Annotated in this window: 21 protein-coding genes and 1 pseudogene; 13 read left to right on the top strand and 9 right to left on the bottom strand. The window is 64.2% G+C overall.

All coding sequences use genetic code 11. The features are described from left to right. Positions 1 to 55 precede the first annotated feature (55 nt). From KA354_05325 to KA354_05285, 9 genes and pseudogenes are all read right to left on the bottom strand, one after another. Entirely contained in the window at positions 56 to 781 is a 726-nt protein-coding gene (locus KA354_05325; GenBank protein MBP7934053.1) for a hypothetical protein, read from the bottom strand. 339 nt (positions 782 to 1,120) lie between these two features. After that, positions 1,121 to 1,789: an HAD-IA family hydrolase gene (locus tag KA354_05320; protein ID MBP7934052.1), complete on the bottom strand. Its 669-nt coding sequence runs from the start codon at positions 1,787 to 1,789 to the stop codon at positions 1,121 to 1,123. Between the two features lie 114 nt (positions 1,790 to 1,903). Then, the gene (locus KA354_05315) at positions 1,904 to 2,413 is read right to left on the bottom strand and encodes a hypothetical protein (GenBank protein ID MBP7934051.1); all 510 of its coding nucleotides are present in this window, start codon (positions 2,411 to 2,413) and stop codon (positions 1,904 to 1,906) included. Positions 2,414 to 2,526: 113 nt separating this feature from the next. Continuing rightward, entirely contained in the window at positions 2,527 to 3,858 is a 1,332-nt protein-coding gene (gene truD / locus KA354_05310; GenBank protein ID MBP7934050.1) for a tRNA pseudouridine(13) synthase TruD, read from the bottom strand. Further along, positions 3,855 to 4,844: a 2-dehydropantoate 2-reductase gene (locus KA354_05305; GenBank protein MBP7934049.1), complete on the bottom strand. Its 990-nt coding sequence runs from the start codon at positions 4,842 to 4,844 to the stop codon at positions 3,855 to 3,857. The genes truD and KA354_05305 overlap by 4 nt, the downstream gene beginning before the upstream one ends. Positions 4,845 to 4,942: 98 nt before the next feature. After that, on the bottom strand, positions 4,943 to 6,718 hold the full coding sequence (locus KA354_05300; protein MBP7934048.1) for a hypothetical protein: 1,776 nt from the start codon (positions 6,716 to 6,718) through the stop codon (positions 4,943 to 4,945). A gap of 763 nt (positions 6,719 to 7,481) precedes the next feature. Then, positions 7,482 to 8,822: pseudogene (locus KA354_05295) on the bottom strand (4Fe-4S binding protein). 168 nt (positions 8,823 to 8,990) lie between these two features. Then, positions 8,991 to 10,112: a DUF362 domain-containing protein gene (locus tag KA354_05290; protein ID MBP7934047.1), complete on the bottom strand. Its 1,122-nt coding sequence runs from the start codon at positions 10,110 to 10,112 to the stop codon at positions 8,991 to 8,993. 157 nt (positions 10,113 to 10,269) lie between these two features. Continuing rightward, a complete protein-coding gene (locus KA354_05285) occupies positions 10,270 to 11,970 on the bottom strand; it encodes a hypothetical protein (GenBank protein MBP7934046.1) in 1,701 nt (566 codons plus the stop codon). Between the two features lie 725 nt (positions 11,971 to 12,695). On the opposite strand from KA354_05285, the gene KA354_05280 reads away from it, so the two are divergent. From KA354_05280 to KA354_05220, 13 genes are all read left to right on the top strand, one after another. Continuing rightward, a complete protein-coding gene (locus KA354_05280) occupies positions 12,696 to 13,424 on the top strand; it encodes a cobalamin-dependent protein (protein MBP7934045.1) in 729 nt (242 codons plus the stop codon). A gap of 284 nt (positions 13,425 to 13,708) precedes the next feature. After that, positions 13,709 to 13,990 (top strand): AtpZ/AtpI family protein, encoded by a 282-nt coding sequence (locus KA354_05275; GenBank protein MBP7934044.1) that lies wholly within the window; start codon positions 13,709 to 13,711, stop codon positions 13,988 to 13,990. After that, a complete protein-coding gene (locus KA354_05270) occupies positions 13,987 to 14,388 on the top strand; it encodes a hypothetical protein (protein MBP7934043.1) in 402 nt (133 codons plus the stop codon). The genes KA354_05275 and KA354_05270 overlap by 4 nt, the downstream gene beginning before the upstream one ends. After that, positions 14,385 to 15,248, top strand: a complete 864-nt coding sequence (locus tag KA354_05265; protein ID MBP7934042.1) for a F0F1 ATP synthase subunit A — start codon at positions 14,385 to 14,387, stop codon at positions 15,246 to 15,248. The genes KA354_05270 and KA354_05265 overlap by 4 nt, the downstream gene beginning before the upstream one ends. Before the next feature lie 53 nt (positions 15,249 to 15,301). Beyond that, positions 15,302 to 15,559, top strand: a complete 258-nt coding sequence (gene atpE, locus KA354_05260) for an ATP synthase F0 subunit C (protein ID MBP7934041.1) — start codon at positions 15,302 to 15,304, stop codon at positions 15,557 to 15,559. A gap of 14 nt (positions 15,560 to 15,573) precedes the next feature. Beyond that, positions 15,574 to 16,173: a F0F1 ATP synthase subunit B gene (gene atpF / locus KA354_05255; GenBank protein ID MBP7934040.1), complete on the top strand. Its 600-nt coding sequence runs from the start codon at positions 15,574 to 15,576 to the stop codon at positions 16,171 to 16,173. 24 nt (positions 16,174 to 16,197) lie between these two features. Beyond that, positions 16,198 to 16,803 (top strand): ATP synthase F1 subunit delta, encoded by a 606-nt coding sequence (gene atpH, locus KA354_05250; GenBank protein MBP7934039.1) that lies wholly within the window; start codon positions 16,198 to 16,200, stop codon positions 16,801 to 16,803. Positions 16,804 to 16,813: 10 nt separating this feature from the next. Further along, complete coding sequence (gene atpA / locus KA354_05245) at positions 16,814 to 18,475, top strand: F0F1 ATP synthase subunit alpha (protein MBP7934038.1); 1,662 nt, start codon at positions 16,814 to 16,816, stop codon at positions 18,473 to 18,475. 10 nt (positions 18,476 to 18,485) lie between these two features. Further along, on the top strand, positions 18,486 to 19,406 hold the full coding sequence (gene atpG / locus KA354_05240) for an ATP synthase F1 subunit gamma (protein MBP7934037.1): 921 nt from the start codon (positions 18,486 to 18,488) through the stop codon (positions 19,404 to 19,406). A gap of 54 nt (positions 19,407 to 19,460) precedes the next feature. Next, positions 19,461 to 20,192, top strand: a complete 732-nt coding sequence (locus KA354_05235; GenBank protein ID MBP7934036.1) for an SGNH/GDSL hydrolase family protein — start codon at positions 19,461 to 19,463, stop codon at positions 20,190 to 20,192. A gap of 93 nt (positions 20,193 to 20,285) precedes the next feature. After that, positions 20,286 to 21,752, top strand: a complete 1,467-nt coding sequence (gene atpD / locus KA354_05230) for a F0F1 ATP synthase subunit beta (GenBank protein ID MBP7934035.1) — start codon at positions 20,286 to 20,288, stop codon at positions 21,750 to 21,752. Positions 21,753 to 21,764: 12 nt separating this feature from the next. Beyond that, positions 21,765 to 22,160, top strand: coding sequence for an ATP synthase F1 subunit epsilon (atpC, locus tag KA354_05225; protein MBP7934034.1), 396 nt, complete (start codon positions 21,765 to 21,767; stop codon positions 22,158 to 22,160). Between the two features lie 226 nt (positions 22,161 to 22,386). Then, the gene (locus tag KA354_05220; protein MBP7934033.1) at positions 22,387 to 23,205 is read left to right on the top strand and encodes an ABC transporter permease; all 819 of its coding nucleotides are present in this window, start codon (positions 22,387 to 22,389) and stop codon (positions 23,203 to 23,205) included. Positions 23,206 to 23,211 lie beyond the last annotated feature (6 nt).

The following is a 23,211-nucleotide window of genomic DNA, read 5'->3' as shown; positions in this document are numbered from 1 at the left end:
TTCGTTGCTTTCTTCGATCGTCAGGCTCAGGTCGGTTACACGTTCCTTCGACCGGTCAGCGTTTTACCTCGACACTCACAACGCGGGCCTGGCCCCGGCCCAATCGATCTGACTGGCTGACGGCCTTCGCACGTACTTCGGAGTGCCGACGGTACCCACTGACACTCACTCCGACGCCGTTGGCATAGGCCGAGCCGTGGTACTGGGCTCCGCTGCGGGTGACCACGCGGCTGTCGGCCGATCCGCCTTGAGTGTCAGCAAGTGAATCACTGATGCTCTGAGCCCGCCCGCCGTGACTGCCCTTGCTGACCGCGAGGCTGTCACTGGTGGCGATGCCCCACCGGCTCATCGCGGTCGCGTACGACTGGCTGTGTGCCGATCCACCATGAGCGCCGCGCGCCTGGGCCTCACTGGTGCTCCGGGCCATGCCACCGATAGCGCCGGATACACTCTGGCTGGTCGCAATGGCGTCGCCGCCATGCTTGCCTCGGGCATCGGCCTTGGAGTCGCTGATCGCAGTGCCACGGTCGGCCACGGCGGCCGCGTCGCTGGCTGCGTAGCCCCTTCGGTTGCCGGAAGCCGAGGAGTTGGCGATCGCCGTTCCACCGTGGGTCGCCCCCGCATAGGAGGTTGCCTGGGCGTTTCCGGTAGCACTGGCCGTGGCCTGGGCCGATCCCCCGTGGCTTGCGACGGAGTACGCGGCGGCCGAGGCCGCCAGGGCCGCCGGCACCATCGCCGCCATCCCGAACACGCCCGCAATACACAGGTTCATGAGTCTCATGGGTCGTCTCCTCTTCCGTGAGGACCATCGGAGCATCGCATCCGCCGGCAACCTGCTGGCGAGTCTGGATCGTGGCTCCAACCGAATAGACACTACACGCCTATCAATAGTTTGAGATAGTTAACTATTTTAGTTTGATACATATGTCATTTCCGTTTAATCCTTTTTATGGCAAGGATTTATGTCGTTCAGAAGGGTTCGTGGAGGAGGCTTCTCGTCGGAGAGGCGCTGGAAACGCCTGACTGGAGGTCGACCACGGCCACCCATCCGGTCGCCCGCGACAGCGCATGGCTGGCCGTCGCCGTCGCGCTCCTATCGCTCCTCAATGCGGGAGTACGGTCACGCGGACCAGCGAAGCACTTCGGCTGGGGCCGCGGCCAGGTTGGGAGCGAACCAGTCCGCCCCTGCGAGTTGCTCGCGGGTGAAGCTGGTGGTCAGGGCCAGGCATCGCGAGCCGGCAGCTTTGGCGGCCGCCACGCCGTTCACCGCGTCCTCGACCACCAGGCATTCAGGAGGCTTCAGCCCGAGCTTGTGGGCTGCGGTAACGAAGATCTCCGGGTGCGGCTTCTTGTGCACGATGTTCAGGCCGGTGACGACCGCGTCAAACGTGTTCATCGAAAGCTTGATCTCGTGGAGGTTGCCTTCGACCTTGACGTCATCCGCGCTCGTCGCCAGGGCGAGCTTCTTGCCGGCCCGGCGGCATGCACCCAGGAAGGCATGCACGCCCGGCAAGGCTTCGATCCGACCCTTGATGATCTCGAGATAGATGTCGTAGGTGCGTTTCTTGACCGCCTCAATATCGATCTGGAAGTTGTACTTCTCGGCCACGCCGCCGATGAACCGGTTCTCGCCTGTTCCGACAAACGGCTTGAAATCATCGGGCTGGACGGTCAAGCCCCTCTCCGCGAACATCATGCACGCAGCCTTGCAGATGAACGGCTCGGAGTCCAGCAGGACGCCATCCATGTCGAAAATCACGCCGCGCGGCAAGAGAACCTCAGAATTCATGTGCACGAACATACCCGCGGACTGGTCGGGGGACAAACTCGTGCCGCGGGAGTTGAACGTGTCGTCCGGCTGAGATGATCAAGGTGGGGGTGCGATGGGTGTGGGCCGTGCCGGCTACTCAGGGCGGCTGGCGGGCTCGCTGTCTCGGGCGGACTGCAGTTCGCGTCGCAGTCGCTCGACCTCACTGGTGAGCATGTCGATGGTCCTTTGGCGGGAGGCAATGTCGTCCTCCCACCGCTGGCGGCTCAGGCGGATGTTGGCCAGGGCCTGCTCGAGTTCCTTGCGAATGGCATCGGTTTCCAGGCGGGCCTTTGCCTCAGCCTCGGCCAGGGCGCCGTCCCGCGGTCTCTCGAGTTCGCGCTGCGAGGCCAGCTGTCGCTTGAGGTCGGCGTTCTCCGCGGCCAGTCGATCCCGCTGGGCGGTCATGCGGTCCAATTCCGTTCCCCTGTATCTCCCCGGCTCGCCGGCGTTTTCGATCGGCAGCCTGGCTTCGTCGATCGCCGGCCGCGCGGCGCCGGATTCGTTCTGCGACGGGCAGCCGGCAACCGATGCGACCATCAAGACGGCGGCGAAAGACGACCGCAGTGCAGCGACAAATGCCCACCGGCCGCGGCGGCGACGCACGCAAGGTCTACCCGACGACCTCCCGCGTTTCGCTGATGAGAGGGAAAGCAGCGGAGCATGCGAGCAGGGCCGCCGTTTGCCGGTGGACGGCAGGACAGGGAAGGTCGAAGACATCAGTCGTTCTCCTCCTCCATGCCGCTTGATGTTCCAGGATCATGCTTGCAGATCTCGCGCAACACGGCCGTGGCGTAACAGCCGGACTCGAGTCTGAATCGAAGCTCCAGATAATCGCCGGCCTCGTCCCGGCCGGCTTCGACCGCCGCCTCGTGCGGTCGGAAACGCAAGGGGCGACGGCCACCGGTGACCTTCCGGCCTTCGCCTTCCTGCCAGGCCTCGGGGGCAAGTCCGGTTTCCGCCAGGAGTGCTGCTTCCTGCTCGCCGGGCGTGCCTGTGGGCGAGCTCATGCGCCGGCCGAACAGCGGGCCGGTGGGCGAGATCTCGAACACATCGCAGCGCGATTGCTCGCGTCCGACATCATCAATCCGGAACACCGCCCCTTGAGGATGACGCCAGGCGAGATCGCCGAGCATCAGGCAGTCGAGCGATCCGAGCCGCCTGGCCACGATCTGGTTGAACAGGTAGGACTGGTACGCGCACAGGAACAACTCCTGGATCGAGCGGTCCAGCGCCCGGAAGGCCCGATGGGCCCTGCCGTTCTCCTTGACCATCGCCCGGCACACCCGGCGTTCGTTGGCGAAGAGGTACGGCCAGGTATCGGCGGCCGCCGCGTAGTCGCCCTTGTCGAACAGCTCGCGAGCTCGTTGAGCCTCCCCGTGGTCGTGGGGTCCCGGACGGCCGAGCATGCAGGCCACCACCTCGGGGTAATCACCGCGGAGCATGGCCAGGCCGATCTGCCACGTGTCGCCGCGAACGCCGAAGCGCTGGGGGCCGAAGTAGTTGGGCACGCCGCGCCGGCCGAGAACCTCCAGCAACTTCTGAAGGTCACCGATCCGCCCGCCGTCCACGCCGCGGAGCTTGATCGTGAACCGGTTGCCGGCCAAGTGCCCGCGCTTGAGCTTGTTGCCGTGACGGGCCACGCCCAGGATCTGGATGCGCGGCACGGCCAGCGATTCAATGCGCCCCGGATCCACGTGCTCGATGCTCAGCGTCTGGGTTGTGACCGCGTCGGCGTCCTTCATCCCCGCAAAGCCGATCTCCCGTGAAGGTACGCCGAGAGCACGGGCAATTTCGTGCACCGCCTTCAGCGTCGGGATGCCGATCTTGCGGATACGGAAGTAGACGTGCGTTCCCTGGCCGCAAGGCTCGTAAAGAGGCACCTCGTCGACGACGAAGTCCTCGCGGCGTGTTCTCAGCGTGCCGCCGATGCCGGGAACGTCGGAAGTCAGATACGGTAGTTGGTTGAGATCGAGCATGTCTCGGGCTGTCATCGACCAGGGGGTCCATGTGGCTGCCAGGAACTCCGTCGCCTGGCGATCGCCGGTCATGTCCGGATTTCACCTCGGTTCAGCCGATCGAGGAACGACACCAGGGCGTACTGCGTTTCGATCGTCGGGACCGGGACATTCAGCTCCCTGGCCCGGCGGACGGGCTCGCCCAGGATGGCCTCGACCTCCAGCGGCTGCTTCGTCTGGTAGTCGATCAGCATCGACGGGCGGTAGGGCCCCATCGAGCCGGTGTCGTCAATCATCTTCCGCGTTAGGCCATCGACATCGATCCGGCAGCCGTCGGCGTTTCCCGCAGTGCCGGTCTCCACGATCAGTCGGATGGTCAGCCGGCGCAGGTTCTCATCGTTCATGATCTCGCGCGTGGTGACGCCCCCGGCGCTGACCGCCACCGTACTGAAGGGAATGTTCCACATCAGTTTCTCCCACCGGGCCTGCCGCAGCGACGGGGCGACGATCGTCTCAATGCCTGCTTCGGCGAACAGACCGGCGACTTCGCGGGCCAGCGGGAGGTCGTCGAGCAGGTGGCCGAACATGACCCGGCCGTAGTCGATGTGGTTCACGATGCCCGGTTCGCCGCGGTTGATGCACACGAAAGCCAGCCCGCCGAAGATGCGTTCTCGTCCGAACCAGCCGGCGAACCGCTCCTCGATGTTGAAGCCGTTGATCATCACCAGGATCCGTGTTGCCGGCCCGACGCACGGGAGGATCAGGCCCTCGGCCACGTCCAGGGCTGTGGCCTTCAGGGCGCAGAGCACCAGATCGACCGGTCCGATCTCGGCGGAATCGCCAAACGCGGCTGCCTGGAGGTGAAAGCCTCCTTGCGGGCTCCTGATGCTGAGACCGCGCTGACGCACGGCGGCCAGATCGCGGCGCATGAGAAAGCGGACATCATGCCCGCATCGCGCCAGCCGGGCACCATAGAAACACCCGACGGCTCCCGAACCGATGACCGCGATTCTCATGCCGAGTATCGTAAGCCCCGCCGCGGCATGCTGCAACGCCGAGGCGTGCACGACGCCGGTCAAGGCGATTCTCTTTCAGGGCGAGAACGGGAAGCGGAGAGGGCGGTGGGCGCCCGGAGGTGACGTGAGAATCGTGGCGTCCATCGGCCCCTGGCAGCCTGTTAGGCCGCATGTACCTTCAGACCCTTGCGCCGGCATATCGACTCAATGCCCGGGAGCACGTATTGCTCGGCCACGACGTCCCAGCTCATCTGCCGGGCCAGCTCGTAGCCGCTGGTCATGAGCTGCTCGACCTGCTGCTCATTCTCGGGCAGCCGCTGCATAATCTCCGCCGCAATCCGCTCGGCCACGCACCCTTCGTGGGCATCACGTTCCTCGCGGGTGATGGACAACCACCCGGCTTCATCCCGGGGCTGGCCGTCGAAGTGGCAGTAGTCGGCGATGATGACGTTGGGATGATCCCCACCGGCCGTGGCTTCCTCGACGAAGCCCACGCAACCGCAGACGTTCGAGGGCACACAGATGCCGCCGTAGGTCAGCGGTTCGAGCTGGGCGATGCCGAACGGCTCGTAAATCGACTGGCCGAACTCCAGGTCCGTGCCCCGGCGAATATCGAGCATGTCCATGTTGGCCGGCATGCGCGAGCCACACACGGCCTGCGACCAGCCAAACTGGTTGACGAAAACCACCTTGATGGCGCGAGCCCGGGCGTTAAACTCCTGGACGCCCTGGTAGAAGAGGGCTTCGCCGTGCGACAAGTCGGGATCAACCTCGCGATGCGCAACCGGCCAGCGCCACCATCGCTCCATCGAGAGAACATCCTGCGGCCGCCGCGCCGGCACCTCGGTGGAGAGCACGAACATGACGGCCGTCTTCCCTCTCGCGCGGAACAGGGGCTCCAGGCGTTCAAGAACGCGAAGATCACGCCACAGCCCCTTGCTCGGCGCCGTGCGGGTCACGTGGCTGAAGATGTAGTCCGGCCGATCGCCGAGCAGCGTCTGGGCATACGCCTTCATCCGCTCATGACTAACTCGCTTCTCGGCCAGGCCGATCTGCTGCGAGGGAATGCCGTTGTAGGCGGTGTCGATCGCGGCCCTGGCGAAGGGCGCACCGATGAACCGCAATTCCTTCACCACTTCGTCGCCGACCGCAAAGATCTTGTCGCAGTGCCGGCTGGCACTGACCAGGGCGTGACGGTAGTACCCGTCCTGGCTTCCGAAAACGTCGCTGACATAGCGTTCCCGCTCGATGGCCGTTGAGAGCACATTGTAGAAGGAGACGTCGTGGCCGGGATGGCTCTCGACGATCCGGCGCATGGCCGAGACTTCGTGAGCATGGAAAACGGTGCGGAACGCCCGGCTCGGGTCCATGATTGCCGCCAGCGCGGTGGGCATGCCCATGAACTCGTGAGCGAGAATGACGCACTCGTTGTTGCCGCCGACCGCGCCGAGGGCGTGCAGGGCGGCGATCGCCGGCGGACCGAGCTTCACGTACAGGTCGTATTCCCATGAGGACTCGTAACGGGTCGAGTCGATTCCGAACGCGTGCCAGAGGCCAGCCTTGAACTGATTGACCTTGGTCAGATCCATGCGGGCCACATCGATGAGCAGAATCTCGGGTGATACCTTGGCGCCGGTGTGGGGGTTGGAGAACCGTCGATGGCCATAGACCATCTGCACATGGAACTCGCGTCGCACGCGATCCAGGGCCTCGCCGACCGGGTGCGCCGGCAGGTGATCGATGCTGCTGTACAGGACCTCCCCGTCCGGGCCCAAGCGGCCTTTTGCGCCGTCCTCGGTCACGAAGAGCGGACCGATCAGGATGGTGCGCTGTTCGGCGGCTTGGTAGGGGGCGCTGGTCAAGAGTCCTTCAAGGACGGCTCCGATGCCCCCGACCTTGTGCACGGCTTCATGTGTCACGTGGGCGATCGTACGCATTCGAGTCCTTTCAACTGCCGACTTCCGTACCTACCGTACGATACGATTGTATGTCAAGCGGCGTCCGACCACATATTCTGGTACCACCGCCGGGCCGATAAGGTTCGCGGTACACGTTCCCAGCCGGGCTTGGTCCGCCGATTACCGGATGGCTCGGCTGACCATAGACTCGACACGCACCCCCCCAGGGTAACAACCCGAATCTGATCATGTGAGCCTTGCCGCCCCGTCAAGCGGCCAGGGCGGGCCAACAACCGGATCATGTCTTGTTCAACAGCAGCGACCGGTTGCGGTTCTCCTGCATGTAGCTCTGGGATCGCGTCTCGCCTTCAGCGGTCACATAGACTGCGCGGTGGTCACCGGCCACCGGACAGTGGTACTCGCACAGCCCGCAACCAATGCACAAACGGGTATCGATCTTGGGCAGCTTGAACTCGAGATGGATGCCGACCAGCTGGCCCGGAACGGGGACCCTGCTGAATCGGGCTCCATTGATGCTCTCGCCCGTGGCCGGATCGGCCTCGCCGATCTGCAGCGTGTCCGCGTCATTGTTGATGATCCGATGGGCCTCGGTCGTCCCGTCGGGGCGAAGGATCTGCACGTGGTAGGTCGTGGTCTGGTCGCCGCGATACTCGCCCGGCCGGAAGACACAAGGCTCGCCGACCGGCTGCCCCGGCGGTGGCTCCTGGGCCAGCGTCACCGTGGTCGGGGTGGCGGAGCGAACCTGCTTCCTGCCGTCCCGGATCAACAGCCGGCCGTACTCCGAGTGAATGGCCTTGGGAGAGGTCGGACAAACCTCCTCGCAGACCACGCACGGGATGTTCTTCGACCACGGCAGGCATCGGCCAAGGTCGTAATGGGCGGTCCCCAGTTTGACCGGTCCCTGCTGTTCGTGAGGCTTGAGACCCAGCTTCTGCTCCAGGCTCAATTGCTGGATCGCTCCGGTTGGGCAGACCTGGCCGCAGGCGGTGCAGTTCAGCTGGCAGAAGCCCATGCGGAAGTTCATCACCGGCGCCCACAGACCCTCCAGCCCAGCCTCGAAAAAGCCCGGCTGGAGCACGTTCGTCGGGCAGACCCGGATGCACTGGTCGCACTTGATGCAGCGCTTGAGAAACTCGATCTCCTCCACCGAGCCCGGCGGTCGAATCACCTTGGCGGAGAAGTCCTTGGTGGTCTTGCCCGAAAGGCGGTTGAAGGGGTAGAACAACAGGCCCACAAGAGCGGCCAGCGCCGCCCGGCGACCGGGGACGGCGGGTCCGGCAACCTCGTGCTTCCTGGTCGGCAGGAAGGCGAAACGCAGGGCATCGTGCGGGCAGTCCTCGATGCAGTTGAAACACACGAAGCACTCGCTCTTGCGCAGATGAGTCTGCGGATCACAGGCTCCCTCGCAGTTTTGCAGGCACATGTCGCAGTCTGTACACCGGGCCGGATCGCGCTCGATCCGCCAGAGCGAAAAACGGCTCAGGATGCCCAGCGTCGCCCCGAGGGGACAGAGCACCCGGCAGAAAAAGCGCGGGATCGCCAGGTTCATGCCCACCAGCAGCAGGAGAAGAAAGCCGACGGCCCAGCTGAACTGGTGGAACTTGGCGTCGCCGAAGTGCTTGGCCAGCGGTTCCGGCAGGTTCATGGCCGGCAGCAGCGACGCGGTGAAGGACCGGTGCAGCAGGCAGATCGGATCAAGCAGGCCGATCTGCAGCGTGCCGAGTGCGGCTGCCACCAGCATCGCGGTCAGAATAAGATACTTGACCTGGAACAGTCTTCGGTAGCGGTTGGATTCGATCTTCTGCTTGGCGTTTCGGCCGTTGAACAGCCAGCCGACACAGTGGTGGATGGTGCCGTAGGGACAGATCCAGTTGCAGAAGAAACGACCCAGAAACAGCGTGGGCACCAGGAGAATGAGCGACCAGCCAAGTCCCTTGTACAGCGTGTGGGTCGCCAGACCGGTCGCGATCGCCACCAGCGGATCAACCTCCAGGAACTTGCTCAGCCAGAACTTCAACGCGGGTAAGTGATCCAGGCGGGTGAACGTCGTGGTCAACACGAACGTCAGAAACAGGGCCATCACGATCGCCTGCACGATGATGCGAACGGTGGTAATACGCATGGGAAAACGTCGAAAAACCAAATCGTCGAAACAGACAGAGTTTCAGAATGGTCAGGGCGCTCCCCTTTCCCCGTCATGGTGGGGGCAGGCGGGCGCCTCCACCAATCGCTAACTGCTGACCGCTGACCACTCTTCTCTCAGCATGATTCCTCATCACTCCGGGCTTTTTCACACGGTCACGCTGGCGATCTTCCCCTGGTCTCGGTACACGTGCCAGTGTGGCGCGGCCAGCCGGGTCGGGTCCTGGCCGAACTTCTGCCAGGCCAGTTCCAGGTACTTGATGGCCCCGGCCTGGCGGCCCAGGAGGTTCTCCACGCACCACGAGTCGCAGCCCAGCTGGTCGACACTGGCCACGACCGCCGGATTCCCGGCCACGCCCCCGACCTTGACGTCGTCCAGCCGACCGCCGGTCGGGCCATTCCGCATCATCACCCGCGTGCCGTCGACCACTACCAGCGTCGGCTTCATCATGAAGCCCAGATCACTGACGATGTTGTGAATTGCCTGGTGGAACTGGTTACGCCGCCCGCCGAGCAGGCCGTACCAGTTCTTCATCGACATCGATGCATGGCATAGATTGTGATCCTTGATCGGAGAGATGCCGATCACCTTGTCGGCCTGCTGCAAGGGTCTCCAGAAAATCGGCCAGGTCCCCAACGACTCGTGCTTCTCCGGATCCGGCGTGCCGGCTCGGACCTGCACCGGGGCATCGTAGGCCCCGGCGTGAATGAGAACCGTGGCCCCAGCGGCCTGGGCCGCGGCCTGGATCCCACTCTTGACAAAGCAGGCGGGGGGGTTCTCAATCGGGTTGTCGGCCACCAGAACACGACCTGCCCCGGCCTCACGGCAGAGCTGAATGACCGCCTGTACGACCAGCGGATTGGTCGTGGCCCCCATCAGCGGCCCGCGGTCAAAACCGACATTGGGCTTGATGAGCACCACGTCGCCCCGACTGATAAACCGGGCCAGCCCCTTGGCATCGAGCCCGCCCACCGCCGCCTGCACCATCGTGCGCACATGATCGATGCTGCCCAGCAACTCCGCCTTGCCATACGCCGCGGAGATCCGCGGAGCCGCCGGGGAAAAACCCACCGGGGCGAAGTAGTCCTTGAGCGTGATGGCCTGGGGTGGCTGCAGCTCCGCGTCTCCTCGCGGATCGTGCAGATGGTAAGCCGCTGCCCCAGCCGCCCCGGCCAGCAGGACCGCCTGCCCCCCGCGAATCAGCAGATCCCGGCGCGTCCAGGTCGCCACCCCAGCCCCGCCTCCCGATTGTCCGTGTTCACGACCCATCGAATGACTCGACTGACAAACTGTCGCTGCTCAGCGGGAGTTCCCTCCTCAGCATGCATCACAACGACTTATCACGCCTTCGTTCCGTCTCTCCCTCTGCCAAAAACGCACCGCAGTCTCGCCCTCTGACCGACCGCTGATCGCCGACCGTTCCTCCTCATCTCTCGCCTTCCGCGGAAAGCCCGTCCCGCAGCTCCGCCGCTTTCTTCGCGGCCAGAGCCTGGTCCTCGCACTCCAGGATCCCGCCCAGGTACACACCCTTGTGGAAACACACGCTGAACACGTCGAGCGACTGACCCACGAAGGTCTCGCCACCGGCCGACGGCTGGCGGGCGACGACCTGGTCATATTTGGCCGTTGCCTCCGCAAGCTTCTTGAACAGATCGGCCGCGGCCTGCGGGCTGTCCGCCTTGATCAGGAAGGCCTGGTACGTCGTCTCCCCAGTCCTGTAGTTGGCTTTGAACAGCCGTCCGAGGAAGTCGTATCCCAGGGCACTGGTGGCCTCGTAGGTGAGCGAGTCGGACAGCCGATCCTGCGTGGGCAGCAGTTTGTTCGCCCACATCGGCTGGCCGTCGTCGGCGATGGTCTCGGCGATGGCCCGGGCAATCCGCAGGGCAATGTCGGAGGCATGGGCGTTGCCTTCCGCAGGACCGAGCACATTGATGTAGTACTGGCCCTTCCAGAAGTAAGCCGAGCTGCCGGAGACGTATCCTTCACGGCCGAGCGGAATCGGCTTGGCATCCGGGCTCCGTTCAACCATGTAGATGCCCATGGCGTTCACCGGCTCCGCCATGTCATACAGGTAAGTGTCGAACGCCTGCTGGCCGCGGGTGTCCACGTACTGAGCGAAGCGAAGCTCCACAAAGTTGAACGAGCGGTACTGTCCCTCGCGCCCGTTAATCTTCTCGTACAGATTGTCGGTGTAGCGTTCGAACCGCGTCGGAAAGGTGATCGTCGGATCGCCCGGGTCGGCGAACCTGGCCCGGCCGGGCGGCCTCTGCCCGGCAGACTGGGACGCGGCCACGGCCGGCTGGCTCTGGCTGCCAGCCCCGGCTGCGGTCTCCGGGGCGAAGTGCTCGCCGCCGTAGACAAGCTGCCGGCCGGCTAGAGCGGCCGCGATGTCGCTCAGTTCCCTGGCCTGGATCGCGGATGCTGCCGACGCGAGTTCGGTGCAGTACCTGCCGGCCCAGAAGCCGATTCTCCGGCCGTCAGCGCTCTTCCAGCCCTCCCGACCCAGTGACAGGACTGAACCGTCCGCGGGCTTCCTGCTTCGGCACCACTCCCGAGCCCTGTCGGGAACTCCCATGTCGACGATGAACGCCGCCACGTCGTCATCCTGCCCTCGTCCGCCCGCGTAACTTCCGCGATACAGCCAGAGCCCGCCGCTCGCCGCTGCGGATTCGGTTAAGGCCATTTCCTCCTGGGATGGAGTCTTGGCCGTACCCCCATCGACGCCCGGTTTGCCGGAGACCTCTGGATCGTTCCCCTTGCGCCAGTCGGAGGTGGCCAGTGAAATGGCCTCGCAGCCTCGCGTGCTGTCGCCGAGGATCGTGGGCACTCGTTTGAACTCGCCTACACGCTCGGGGAGAAGAGTCTCGCCCACCCGCACCCCAAGGGGAGGGGACGCGGTCTTCTGATTGCCCGGCTTGACGGTGAAAAGAGGTTCGGTCGGCACACCGAGAACGGCCTTTGCACCCGCAACCAAGGCCTGTTGGGCAACCCCGCCGCCAAACCAGCCACCCGTCAGCAGAAACGAAATCACGATGATCGCCAGTGTCGCCAACGTGCCTGCCCCAAGGGCCCGCTCCAGCAGCGAAGGCCGGCCACGCATGTACTTTCGTTTCAGGAAGGTCGGCATGATCTCTACGCCATCTCTACGCCATCAAGGACATCCCCAGGGTTTTCGCTCGCTGGCTGCCGTCCAGACCCGGTTCACGGTGTGAGGCGATACCGGCTCCCCATTATCACGTCGCGTCAGGGGAAGTCAAAGTAGCGACGCTAAGTCGTTACGGGTAAAGACACAACGACGTATCGGACGCCGCGGAGAGAAAAGGGGACCGTGGCAACGGCACATGCGACGAGGCCCAACCTCAAGTAGGGTCGCGCCCGACCAGCTTGCACTGGAGTGGATTCGGAATCGCCTGGCCCGCAGTATACAGACACTGATGGCTGATGCCGCCGCCGAAGCACAAACCAAGCGAGAGACCACATCCGCACGAGACCTTATCGGACATCATCGTTTGCCGGCCGCGCCGAGCGGCAGATAGGGAAAAAAGCATGAGACACCCTCAAGTTTTTTTTTCGACAGCGCCGATATCATTTTCGCCAGAGTAACCAGATTTCCCAGATTGACAGACGAAGCTTTATAAAAGGATAAATGAGAAGGATAAGAATGCTGGCAGCGATCACGCAGCCAGCTGGTGGGACCAAGGGATAGCCGGGGCGGAGCAACCGGCGGGTTTGATCACTTCCAGGCGGGAAGACTCCTTTCCAAGCATGATGCGGTGGAATGGGACGGCAAGGGCGGAGGCTTGTGCACGGCGCAGGCTCCCTGTCGGTGCCGCCCGCCTGCGGGAGCCGAAGATGAAATCGGATCGGTTGCTCGAGAGGTTCCTCTCCCCGTTACTGGCTGGCCGTCGTCAAGAGTGCAGAGATGTCCTCGCGGAAGCGCTGAACTCGGGTCTCGAACCACGCGGCGTCTACAAGAAAGTGATCTGGCCCGCCATGCAGCACGTGGACGCACTCTACCGCCAGGATCGCATCAATCAGGCGACGGAACACATGGCCACACGCATCAATCGCCTCGTGGCCGATCAACTCCAAGCCTATTTGTCTAAGGAAGCTCCGATTGGCAAACGGATTGTCATTACCTGCGCGAACGGCGAACCCGAGGAGCTTGGTGCCCAGATGTGCGCCGACCTGTTCGAAGCCGACGGCTGGGATGTTTTCTTCGTCGGTGGCGGGGTGCCCAACGACGAAATCATGAGTCTGACCGGACAACTGCGTCCCGACATCCTCCTGGTCTTCGGAACTCAGCCCTCCGGTGTGCCGGAAGTCCGTCGGCTGATCGATCTGATCCGCGAGGTGGGTGTCAACCCCACAATGAACATCATGATCTCTGGTGGGGTGTTTGAGCGGGCCGAAGGTCTGTGGAAGGAAGTAAACGCCGACATCTACGCGGAGACGGCCGTCGATGCGTTGCACCTCGCGGTCACTGCCAAGCCACGAGTCCCCGAGGTCCGGATCCCCGGAGCCCCCAAGAAGCGTCGTCGTCGTCGTCGTCCACCCCTCTTGGCTCAGGCCGAGGCCTGATTCGGGTGTCGGACGATCATTCGTCTTGACGGAAAGGAGTCCTTCGAGCGGGTGTGCCGAGCCGTCTGCCAGCCAGATGGACGGCCACTTCCGAGGAGAGGACAAGGACGATCGAAGCCGCCAGGAGCCCCGCAATACCGCCGGATGTGTGGAGCGCTATCCGGACGTGGTTGCGGGGCTCCCACATGGCCCGCCCGGTAAGTCCGAATTCCTTAAGTTCGTCCGCTCGTTCTGCCGACTTGACGAGCGGACGACAGCGATCTAAACTCCCGCGCGAGCACGACATGGAGAATAACGACTCGGGCGGTCAAGGACACCTGAAGTGGACCGGTCTTGGCTTCGAGTTTGCCGGGGTAGTTGCCGTGTTCGTGTACTTCGGGTACAAGGCCGACGAACGATGGCATTGTGGCCCGTGGGGCGTGTTGATTGGAGCGGCGATCGGGGTAACCGGCGGGATCTACTGGCTGGCCAAGGAAGGCATGCGAATGATGAACGACCTGAGCCGGCCCAGGCTTTCGAGCCGCGGTAAGCCCAAGAAGAACGATAGCCCGGAGCAGCGGTCTTGATCAGACTCGTGTTGATTTCGGCCGCCGTGGTCTTGGCCATCGGAGGCGGTGCTGCCTTCGTGGGCGCCCATTGGACCTTGGGGTGGGGAACCACACTGATTGTCTTTGCCGCTGGACTCAATCTCCTGGCGTGCTGGATAGGGCTTGTACCCGTCGCCTGGGCCGATCGCCGGGCCAGGTGCTGGCTGCCGCATGCGGTCGCGGCGGCCACGGCAATCCGACTCCTGATCGTGGCGTCGGTGACGTTGGCGGCCATGAGCCTGGGGCCTTGGCGGGCGGTGCCGCTAGCCGCCTTTGTGGCAGTGTTCTACTTCTCGCTCCTGGTGGTCGAGACCGGCTGGACGCTCTGGCTGGTGAATCGTGACCCGGGAACAACCGGCGGGTGTGCATCGACATGACGACAGTGTGTACCATGCTGGCCGCGGCCAATCCCGTGGAGCACGTCATTTCCCATGAGCTCTTTGAGATCGGGCCGGTCGCGTTCACCAACCACATGTTCATGATGCTGATCACCGCCGTGATCATGCTGGTGATCTTCCCGCGCATGGCCCGCGATTATCCCCTGGTACCCACGGGATTCCGCAATCTCTTCGAGACCAGTCTGGAGTGGGTCCGCGAAGGCGTGGCCCGGCCGCTGCTTCACGACCACACCGACCGGTTCCTGCCGTTCATCTGGACCTTGTTCTTCTTCCTGCTGATCAACAATCTCCTGGGCCTGATCCCGTTGAGCGCTATCGGCGGCCTGGCCACCGGCAATTCCCACTTGTTCGGGACGGCCACCGCGAACATCTCGGTGACTGCGGCCCTCGCGGCGGTCTCTTTCGTGGTGACCCATGCGGCCGGGCTGATGGAGCAGTATCGTCACCTTCGGCACGACGGCCGGCCTGGCGGGACCGCCGCCGCCTTGGCCCCGGTGAAGTACCTCTACTCAATGGTGCCCCACATCCCCGGCATTCTGGGGATGGTCATGTTCCCGGTCTTCTTCATCCTGGAAGTCATTGTCGCCCCGCTGGTTCGTCCGTTCGCCCTGTGCATGCGTCTCTTTGCGAACATGATGGGGGGCCACGTGCTGCTGGCCGCGATTCTGATGATGATCCCGGCTATCAAGGGTGTCGCTGACGGCGGCCTGGCGATCGTCGGCATCGCCGCGTGCACCGCCTTGAATTGCCTGGAATTGCTGGTTGCGGTTCTCCAGGCGTATATCTTCACGTTTTTGACCTGCATGTTTATCGGCTCGGCCGTTAGTCCTGAGCACTAGGGCCGGATGATCTGAGTGGGTGTGCATTGTGTGGTTTGTTGGAGGTATCTGTGATGGTAGCTCTCCCCATGTTGGCGGAGGCCGCTGCGAGCGGTGGAATACAAGTCTTCGGCGCGGCCTTGGGCGCCGGCCTGGCGACGCTGGGACCGGCGATCGGTATCGGCCGCCTCGTCGGCAGCACGGTCGAAGCCCAGGCCCGGCAGCCTGATGTCGCCGGCCGCGTGTTCACGACCATGATCGTGGGCGCCGCCCTGATCGAAGGCTTCACCTTCTTCGGACTGATCATTTGCTTCCTGTGCCTCAAGGCCTAACCGGAGAGCCAGTCATGCGGAAGTGGATTCCGTCGATGGCGATGGCGGTGGCCGCGTTGAACGCCCTGCCCGGCGTGGTGCTGGCTTCGTCGGCCGAGGGTGGTGAGGCCAATCCGGTCTCGCTGGATCTGTGGCAGTCGGCGTTCACCATCCTGGTGTTCGTCCTGCTGGTGGTGATCCTGAGCCGGACGGCTTACGGCGCCATTCTCGACGGCCTTCAGAAGCGCGAGCGGTTCATCCGCGAGTCGCTGGACGCCGCGGAGGAGGCCCGGAAAGCAGCCGAAACCCACATGCACGAGTACGAGGAGAAGCTGCGTAAGGCTCGGGAAGAGGCGTCCGCCATCGTCGAGGAAGGGCGGCGCGACGCGGAAGTGGTCCGGCGCCGGATCGAGGACGAGGCCCACGAATCCTGTGAGAACATGCTCCAGCGGGCCAGGCGAGAGATCGAGATCGGCCGGGACACGGCCCTCAAGGCCTTGTACGAGGAAACCGCCAACCTGGCAGCCTCGTTGGCGGTCTCGGCCCTCAATCGCCAGATGTCGCCCGAGGAACATCAGCGGCTGGTCATGGACGCCCTGCGCGATCTGGGCCAGCGCCAGAGCAGTGTAAACTAGGATCATCTGACCCGTGGGGTTCCCATGGCGGAGCTGAATGCTGAAACGCTGGCCGTCGCAGACCGCTACGCGGCGGCGTTGCTGGATCTGGCCGGCGGCCGGGAGGTCTGGCAGCAGATCGCGGATGAACTGCAGGAACTCGTCGCGGGCATGGACCGTGACGCGGAGTTTAATCACTTCATGAGCTCCCACTCGGTGCGCGGCGAGCCCCGCCGGGTGACGCTCGAGAAGCTCTTCCGCGGACGGCTCAACGACCTCCTGCTCAACACCCTGCAGGTGCTCAACGCCCGCCACCGCTGCGATCTGGTCCGGGCCCTCAACCGCTGCGTGCAGCTGCGACTCGAGTTCCAGCAAGATGAACGCGAGGTCAAGGTCGAGACGGCCGTACCCTTGTGGCACGAACTCCGGACCGCGATCAAGTCGGTGGTCAGCGGATGGATCGGCAAGTCGGCCATCCTGGTCGAAGAGGTCCGTCCAGAACTGATCGGCGGTCTTGTCATCCAGGTGGGCGACCTGCGCGTGGATGGCAGCGTCCTCTCCCGCATCCAGACGATTCGCCGCGGGTTGGCCGGCCGGATCAGCGAGGCGATTCACACCGGCCGCGGATACGAAGTCGAGAGCCAGGCATAGGACAACGATCATGAAGTTCAGAGTGGATGAGATCACCTCGGTCATCAAGCAGGAAATCGCCCAGTACAAGGCGGATTTGGAGGTGGCCCAGGTCGGCCGGGTGTTGTCCGTCGGCGACGGCATCGCCCAGATCTACGGCCTGAGGGACGCAATGACCATGGAGATGCTCGAGTTCTCCAACGGCGTTACCGGCGTGGTATTCAACCTGGAAGAGAACTCGATCGGCGCGGTCATCCTCGGCGACTATCTCGGAATCAAGGAAGGCGACATCGTCCGCGGCACCGGGCAACTGCTGTCCGTCCCGGTGGGCGAAGCTATGGTCGGCCGCGTGGTCGACCCGCTGGGTCGGCCGCTGGATAACCGCGGCGTCATCGAGTCGCCGCATCGTCGCCCGCTCGAGACTCCCGCTCCCGGTATCGCCGAACGCCAGCCGGTCGACCAGCCGCTCCAGACCGGTATCAAGGCCATCGACAGCATGATCCCGATCGGCCGCGGCCAGCGCGAGCTGATCATCGGCGACCGCAAGACCGGCAAGACCGCCATCGGCATCGACGCCATCCTCAACCAGAAGGCCACCGGCGTGATCTGCGTCTATGTCGCGGTGGGCCAGAAGGAGTCCACCATCGCCGGCGTCGTCGAGGCCCTCCGCGAACACGGCGCCCTCGACTACACTATCGTCGTGGCCGCCGGTAGTTCCGATCCCGCCCCGCTGCAGTACATTGCCCCATACGCCGGCTGCGCCATGGCCGAGTACTTCATGTATGAGCAGGGAAAGCATACCCTGGTGGTCTATGACGATCTGTCCAAGCAGGCCGCCGCCTATCGCCAGCTGTCACTGCTCCTCCGCCGCCCACCCGGCCGCGAAGCCTACCCCGGGGACGTGTTCTATCTCCACAGCCGCTTGCTCGAACGCTCGGCCAAGCTGGCCAGTCGCTACATCATCGTGCCCAAGTCCGCTGGGCCGGAAACCGCCCAGGGCGCGAACGGCAAGGTCTACGTCGGCGTGCCCGGATCCCACGAGGCCAAGAAGGACCTCGAGGCGATGAACGCCGCGGACCACGAAGTCCGACGGATCCCCACGTCAGGCGGCTCGCTCACCGCTCTACCCGTGATCGAAACGCTGGAAGGCGAAGTGTCCGCCTATATCCCCACCAACGTGATCTCCATCACCGACGGCCAGATCTACCTGGAACCCGACCTGTTCTTCTCCGGCGTCCGGCCCGCGATCAACGTCGGTATCAGCGTGTCGCGCGTGGGTGGCAAGGCCCAGATCAAGGCCATGAAGAAGGTCGCCGGTTCGCTCCGGCTCGACTTGGCCGCCTTCCGCGATCTGGAGGCGTTCGCCCAGCTGGGCACCGAACTCGACTCCGCTACTCAGCGGCAGCTCAACCGCGGCAAGGCCATGGTCGAACTGCTCAAGCAGGGCCAGTACGGCCCATACCAGGTGGCCGATCAGGTATTGAGCATCTTTGCAGGAACCCAGGGCTTCTGCGATGACTTGCCCATCAGCCGGGTCTCCGAATTCGAGGCGAAACTGCTGGCCCACGTCCGCGACGAGTTCCCGGAGATCCGCAATGAGATCATCCAAACCGGAGATATGAGCCCCGATCTCACCGGCAAGCTTAAGACGATCATCGGCAACTTCAAGAAGAGTTACGTGGCGGTCGCATAAGAGGTCGAGCATGGCCAAGGCACGTGGCATCGTGAAGCGGCGCAAGGCCGTTCAAAACATCCGCAAGATCACGCGGACGATGCAGCTCATCGCCACCGCCCGCTTTCAGGCGGCCTATAACCGGGCCACAGCCTGCAAGCCCTACACCGAGCGAATCACCCGGTTGATGGAGCAGCTTTCCGAGCACTGCGGAGATGTCGAGCACCCGCTCCTGACCGTAAACACCAAGGCAGGGCGATCGGTACTCATGGTCCTGACCAGCAACCGGGGCTTGTGCGGCGGCTACAACGCCGGCCTGCTGCGCAGCGCCCTCCAGCACCTCAAGCAGTGCGCGGGCCAGGGAACCGCGGTCGACATCCACGCAGTCGGCAAGAAAGGCATCGCCTACTTCAGGTTCCTGGGCTATGCCATGGCCGCGACCAGGACCGACATCGAGGACAAGCCCCAGTTCGCCCAGGCGGAACCGATCGCCAACGCGATGATCGAGGCGTATGCCCGCACGGAAGTCGATTCGGTCCACGTAACCTACTCCCGCTTCGAGTCAACCGCTCGCCAGCGGCCGGAGACGATCCAGCTGCTGCCACTTCGGCAGGCCGAGCCGGACAAGACCCCCGGTCAATCGCACAGCGCCCCCGCGGGCGGGCGCCGGGAAAGTGGCCACCAGCCCGCCTCCGGGGTGTTCGAGTTCAGTCCGCCGGCCAAGGAATTGCTCGCCGATCTGCTGCCCCTCATGGTCAAGGCCCGACTCTTCCAGTGCTTCATGGACGCCGCGGTCAGTGAGCAGGTGGCTCGCATGGTGGCCATGAAGTCGGCGACCGAGGCCGCCGGCGATATGATCCGCAGCCTCGGGCAGCAGTACAACCGGGCTCGGCAGAGCCAGATCACCATGGAGCTGCTCGATATCATGGGAGGAGCCAACGCCCTGGCGTGAGGTCGCTCCCCTGGCGACGCATCGGCAGGTGGGCGCGAGACGAGGTAGTTCAAGATGGCACACAAAGTCGGATTGTTCGCGATGGTTCTGAGTATGATCGGCTCGCCGGAATGTCAACCCAGGGAGTTGCAGTTCAGGCCCGGCGATCAGATCATGGCCATGGGCGACAGCATTACCCAGGCGGGCGGCTACCTGCGGGCCATCGATGCCGTCCTGGCCCAGCAGTACCCCGACATGAAGATGCCCAAGGTCGTCAACGTCGGGATCGGCGGTCAGAAGGCCGAGGACATGGTCGCCCGCTTCGAGAAGGACGTCGTGGCTCGCAAGCCGGCCATCGTGACCATCAGCGTCGGGGTCAACGACGTGTGGCACCGCATGGACAAACCCCACGATCCCAGGGTGCTGGAAGCCTTCACCGCCAACGTCGAGAACATGGTGAAGATGGCCCAGGCGGCAGGCATCAAGGTCTTCCTGGTGTCGCCAACGGTCATCGAGGAAGCCGCCGGCTCGGTCGCCAACCAGCGACTCCGGTTGTACATCACCGCCGAAAAGGAAATTGCCAGGCGAAACAAGTGCGGCTTTGTGGATCTCCACGCCTTGTTCCTGAAGGCGATCGATCATCACTACAAGCAGGTGGCGACCAGGGAGAACAAGGGCTTCCTGACCACCGACGGCGTGCACATGAGACCCCCGGGCGACACGCTGATGGCCGTCGGCATCCTCCGGGCCTTGGGCGTGCCAGACGAGAAAATCGAGGCGACAAGCCTGGCAGGCGTGCTGGAGTGACAATCGCGGCAGGGGCCCCGGCGCCCGGGCTGCACCGAACAGGGCCGGCGGGATGCCGGTGCGGGACACACGAGTGCTGAAAGAGCGACAAGAATGGTAGAAACCCATACCCAGAACATCGGTCGAGTGACACAGGTCATCGGTTCCACCTTGGACGCCGCGTTTGACGAGCACAACCTGCCCGAGGTGTACAACGCCCTGCAAGTCGACATCGAGCGAAAGGTCCTCGGGACCGTCGAGAAAAGCACGCTATGGTGCGAGGTGGCTTCACACCTGGGCGGCGGGCACATCCGCGCGGTGGCCCTGGGCTCGACCGACGGCCTGACACGCGGAGCTCCCATCCGTGACCTGGGCGCACCGGTCACCGTGCCGGTGGGCATGGAAACGCTTGGCCGGGTCATCAACGTCGTGGGCGCGCCGGTGGATATGCGCGGCCCGATCGCGGCCAAGGAAAACCGCCCCATTCACCATGAGCCTCCCGAGTTCGCCGACCTGACCCCCAAGTCGGAAATCATGGAGACCGGCATCAAGGTGATCGATCTCCTCGCCCCATTCGTCCGCGGCGGAAAAATCGGCCTGTTCGGCGGCGCCGGGCTGGGTAAGACCGTTATCGTGCAGGAAATGATCGCCCGCATCGCCCGTGAGCACTCCGGTTACTCCGTGTTTGCCGGCGTGGGCGAGCGAACCCGTGAAGGGAACGACCTCTGGCTGGAAATGCAGGAGGCAACCTTCAAGGACGCTCAGGGCAACGTCAAGCAGGTCATGGACCACACCGCGATGGTCTTCGGCCAGATGAACGAGCCGCCCGGGGCACGCCTTCGAGCAGCCCTCACCGCCCTCACCCTGGCCGAGTGGTTCCGCGACCAGTCGGGCGCCGACACGATGTTGTTCGTCGACAACGTGTTCCGCTTTTCACAGGCCGGCTCCGAGGTGTCGGCTCTCCTGGGACGCATGCCGTCGGCCGTCGGCTACCAGCCGACACTGGGCACCGAAATGGGCGAGCTCCAGGAGCGAATCACTTCCACCAAGTACGGCGCCGTGACCAGCGTGCAGGCCATCTACGTGCCCGCCGACGACCTGACCGACCCTGCCCCGGCCACCACGTTCACCCACCTCGATGCGTTCATCGTGCTCGCTCGCGGTATCAGTGAGAAGGGCATCTACCCGGCCATCGACCCCTTGGCTTCGTCCAGCCGGATCCTCGATCCCCAGTATATCGGCGAGGAACACTACAAGGTCGCCCGGCAGGTCCAGAGCATCCTGCAACGCTATCGCGACTTGCAGGACATCATCGCCATCCTCGGCGTCGACGAGCTGTCCGAGGACGACAAGCTGATCGTCGGCCGGGCCCGCAAGATCGAGCGATTCTTCTCCCAGCCGTTCTTCGTCGCCGAGCCGTTCACCGGCTTCCCCGGCAACTACACCCGCAAGGAGGACACCATCCGCAGCTTCGCCGAACTGTGCGAAGGCAAGTGGGATCACCTTCCGGAGCAGGCCTTCATGTACGTGGGCAACATCGAGGACGCCGCCGCCAAGGCCGAGAAACTGGCCAAGGAGTAGGAGCACGTCGCTATGGCCGATCTGGTTCTGCACTGCAGCATCATCACCCCGGAAGGGCCGGTCTTCGAGGCCGCGGTCGAGTCGGTGGTTATCCCCGCCCACGACGGCCAGCTCGGCATCCTTCGCAACCACGCTCCGTTGGTGTGCAAGCTCGGAGCCGGGCGGCTGCAGGCCAGGACCGCCGAGGTCGAGGAACGCTGGTTCGTCGACGGCGGCTTCTGCCAGGTTTTCGAGAATCAAGTCACGGTGTTGACCCCCCGAACCATCCGGCCCGAGGAGATCAATCGGGCCGCGGCCGAGGCCCAGTTGGCCGAGGCCAGCAAGATGGTCGCTAAGGACGAAGTCAGCCTCCGCCACAAAGCCGAGGCCGAAGCCAGTGCCCGAGCCCAGCTTCGAATGCTCCCATGACCTCGTGGCCCCGCCGCGTCACGGGGCCTCGCCAGGATTCCCCCGAAACCTCCGGCTCCCCACCCATCGCACTCTGCTGTTCTCTCCAGACTCCGCCCAGCCACGGAGTCAGGCACGCCACCCCATCCCCAGCGGAAAGCCTGACTTGCCGCCCGCTGTCAAAGGCGGGATAATCTCGGCGTAGATCGGGTCGGCATGAGGTTCAACCGTGGCGAACGATGTCCTGATGGAAGGTGCGATCGGCCGACTGGGCCGTGCGACCCTCGACTTCCTCGAGTCGCTGGGTGACTTCGCCCATTTCGCCGCCCGGGCCGTGGGGCATGCCGTCCGTTGCCCTGTGCGCCGGCGCGACCTGCAGCGCCTGCTCCCGCACCTGTTCTCCATCGGAGCCCTGAGCGTGCCGGTCATCCTCATCACCGGCGTGTTCGTGGGCATGGTCCTGGCCATCCAGGCCATCGAGCAGTTCAAGGCCGCCGGTCTCGAGAACCGCATGGGCGTGATCGTGAGCCTCTCCGTCGTCCGCGAGCTGGGCCCGGTTCTGGCCGGGGTGATGATCCTGGGCCGGGTCGGAGGAGCCCTGACCGCCGAACTCGGTACCATGCGGGTCACCGAGCAGATCGACGCCCTCCGCTCTATGGGCTCCGACCCAATCCGAGTCCTGGTCGTGCCCCGCTTCCTCGCCTGCGTGCTCCTCACCCCGGTGCTGACCATCTACTGCAACCTGGTGGGCGTGCTCGGCGGATGGCTGATCAGCGTGCCCATCTTCCGGATCGCCAATTGGGCGTACTGGCACTACATGCAGGTGGCGGTCGAGACCTGGGATATCGGCAGCGGCCTGTTCAAGAGCCTGTTTTTCGGGGCCACGATCGGACTGGTCTCCTGCTACAAGGGCTTCAACTGCGAGCAGGGGGCGCGCGGCGTGGGCAAGGCCTGCACCGAGTCGTTCGTGGCGGGTTTCGTGGTCATCCTGATCCTGGACTTCTTCATCGCCTTGCTTCTCAAGGGGCTCTACGAGGCGATCTGGGGATTCAAACTGATCTTCTGAGCGAGA

Source organism: Phycisphaerae bacterium, assembly GCA_018003015.1.
Lineage (GTDB): Bacteria > Planctomycetota > Phycisphaerae > UBA1845 > PWPN01 > JAGNEZ01.
Note: the sequence above shows the minus strand (reverse complement) of the source record. Positions and strands in the feature narration are given on the sequence as shown.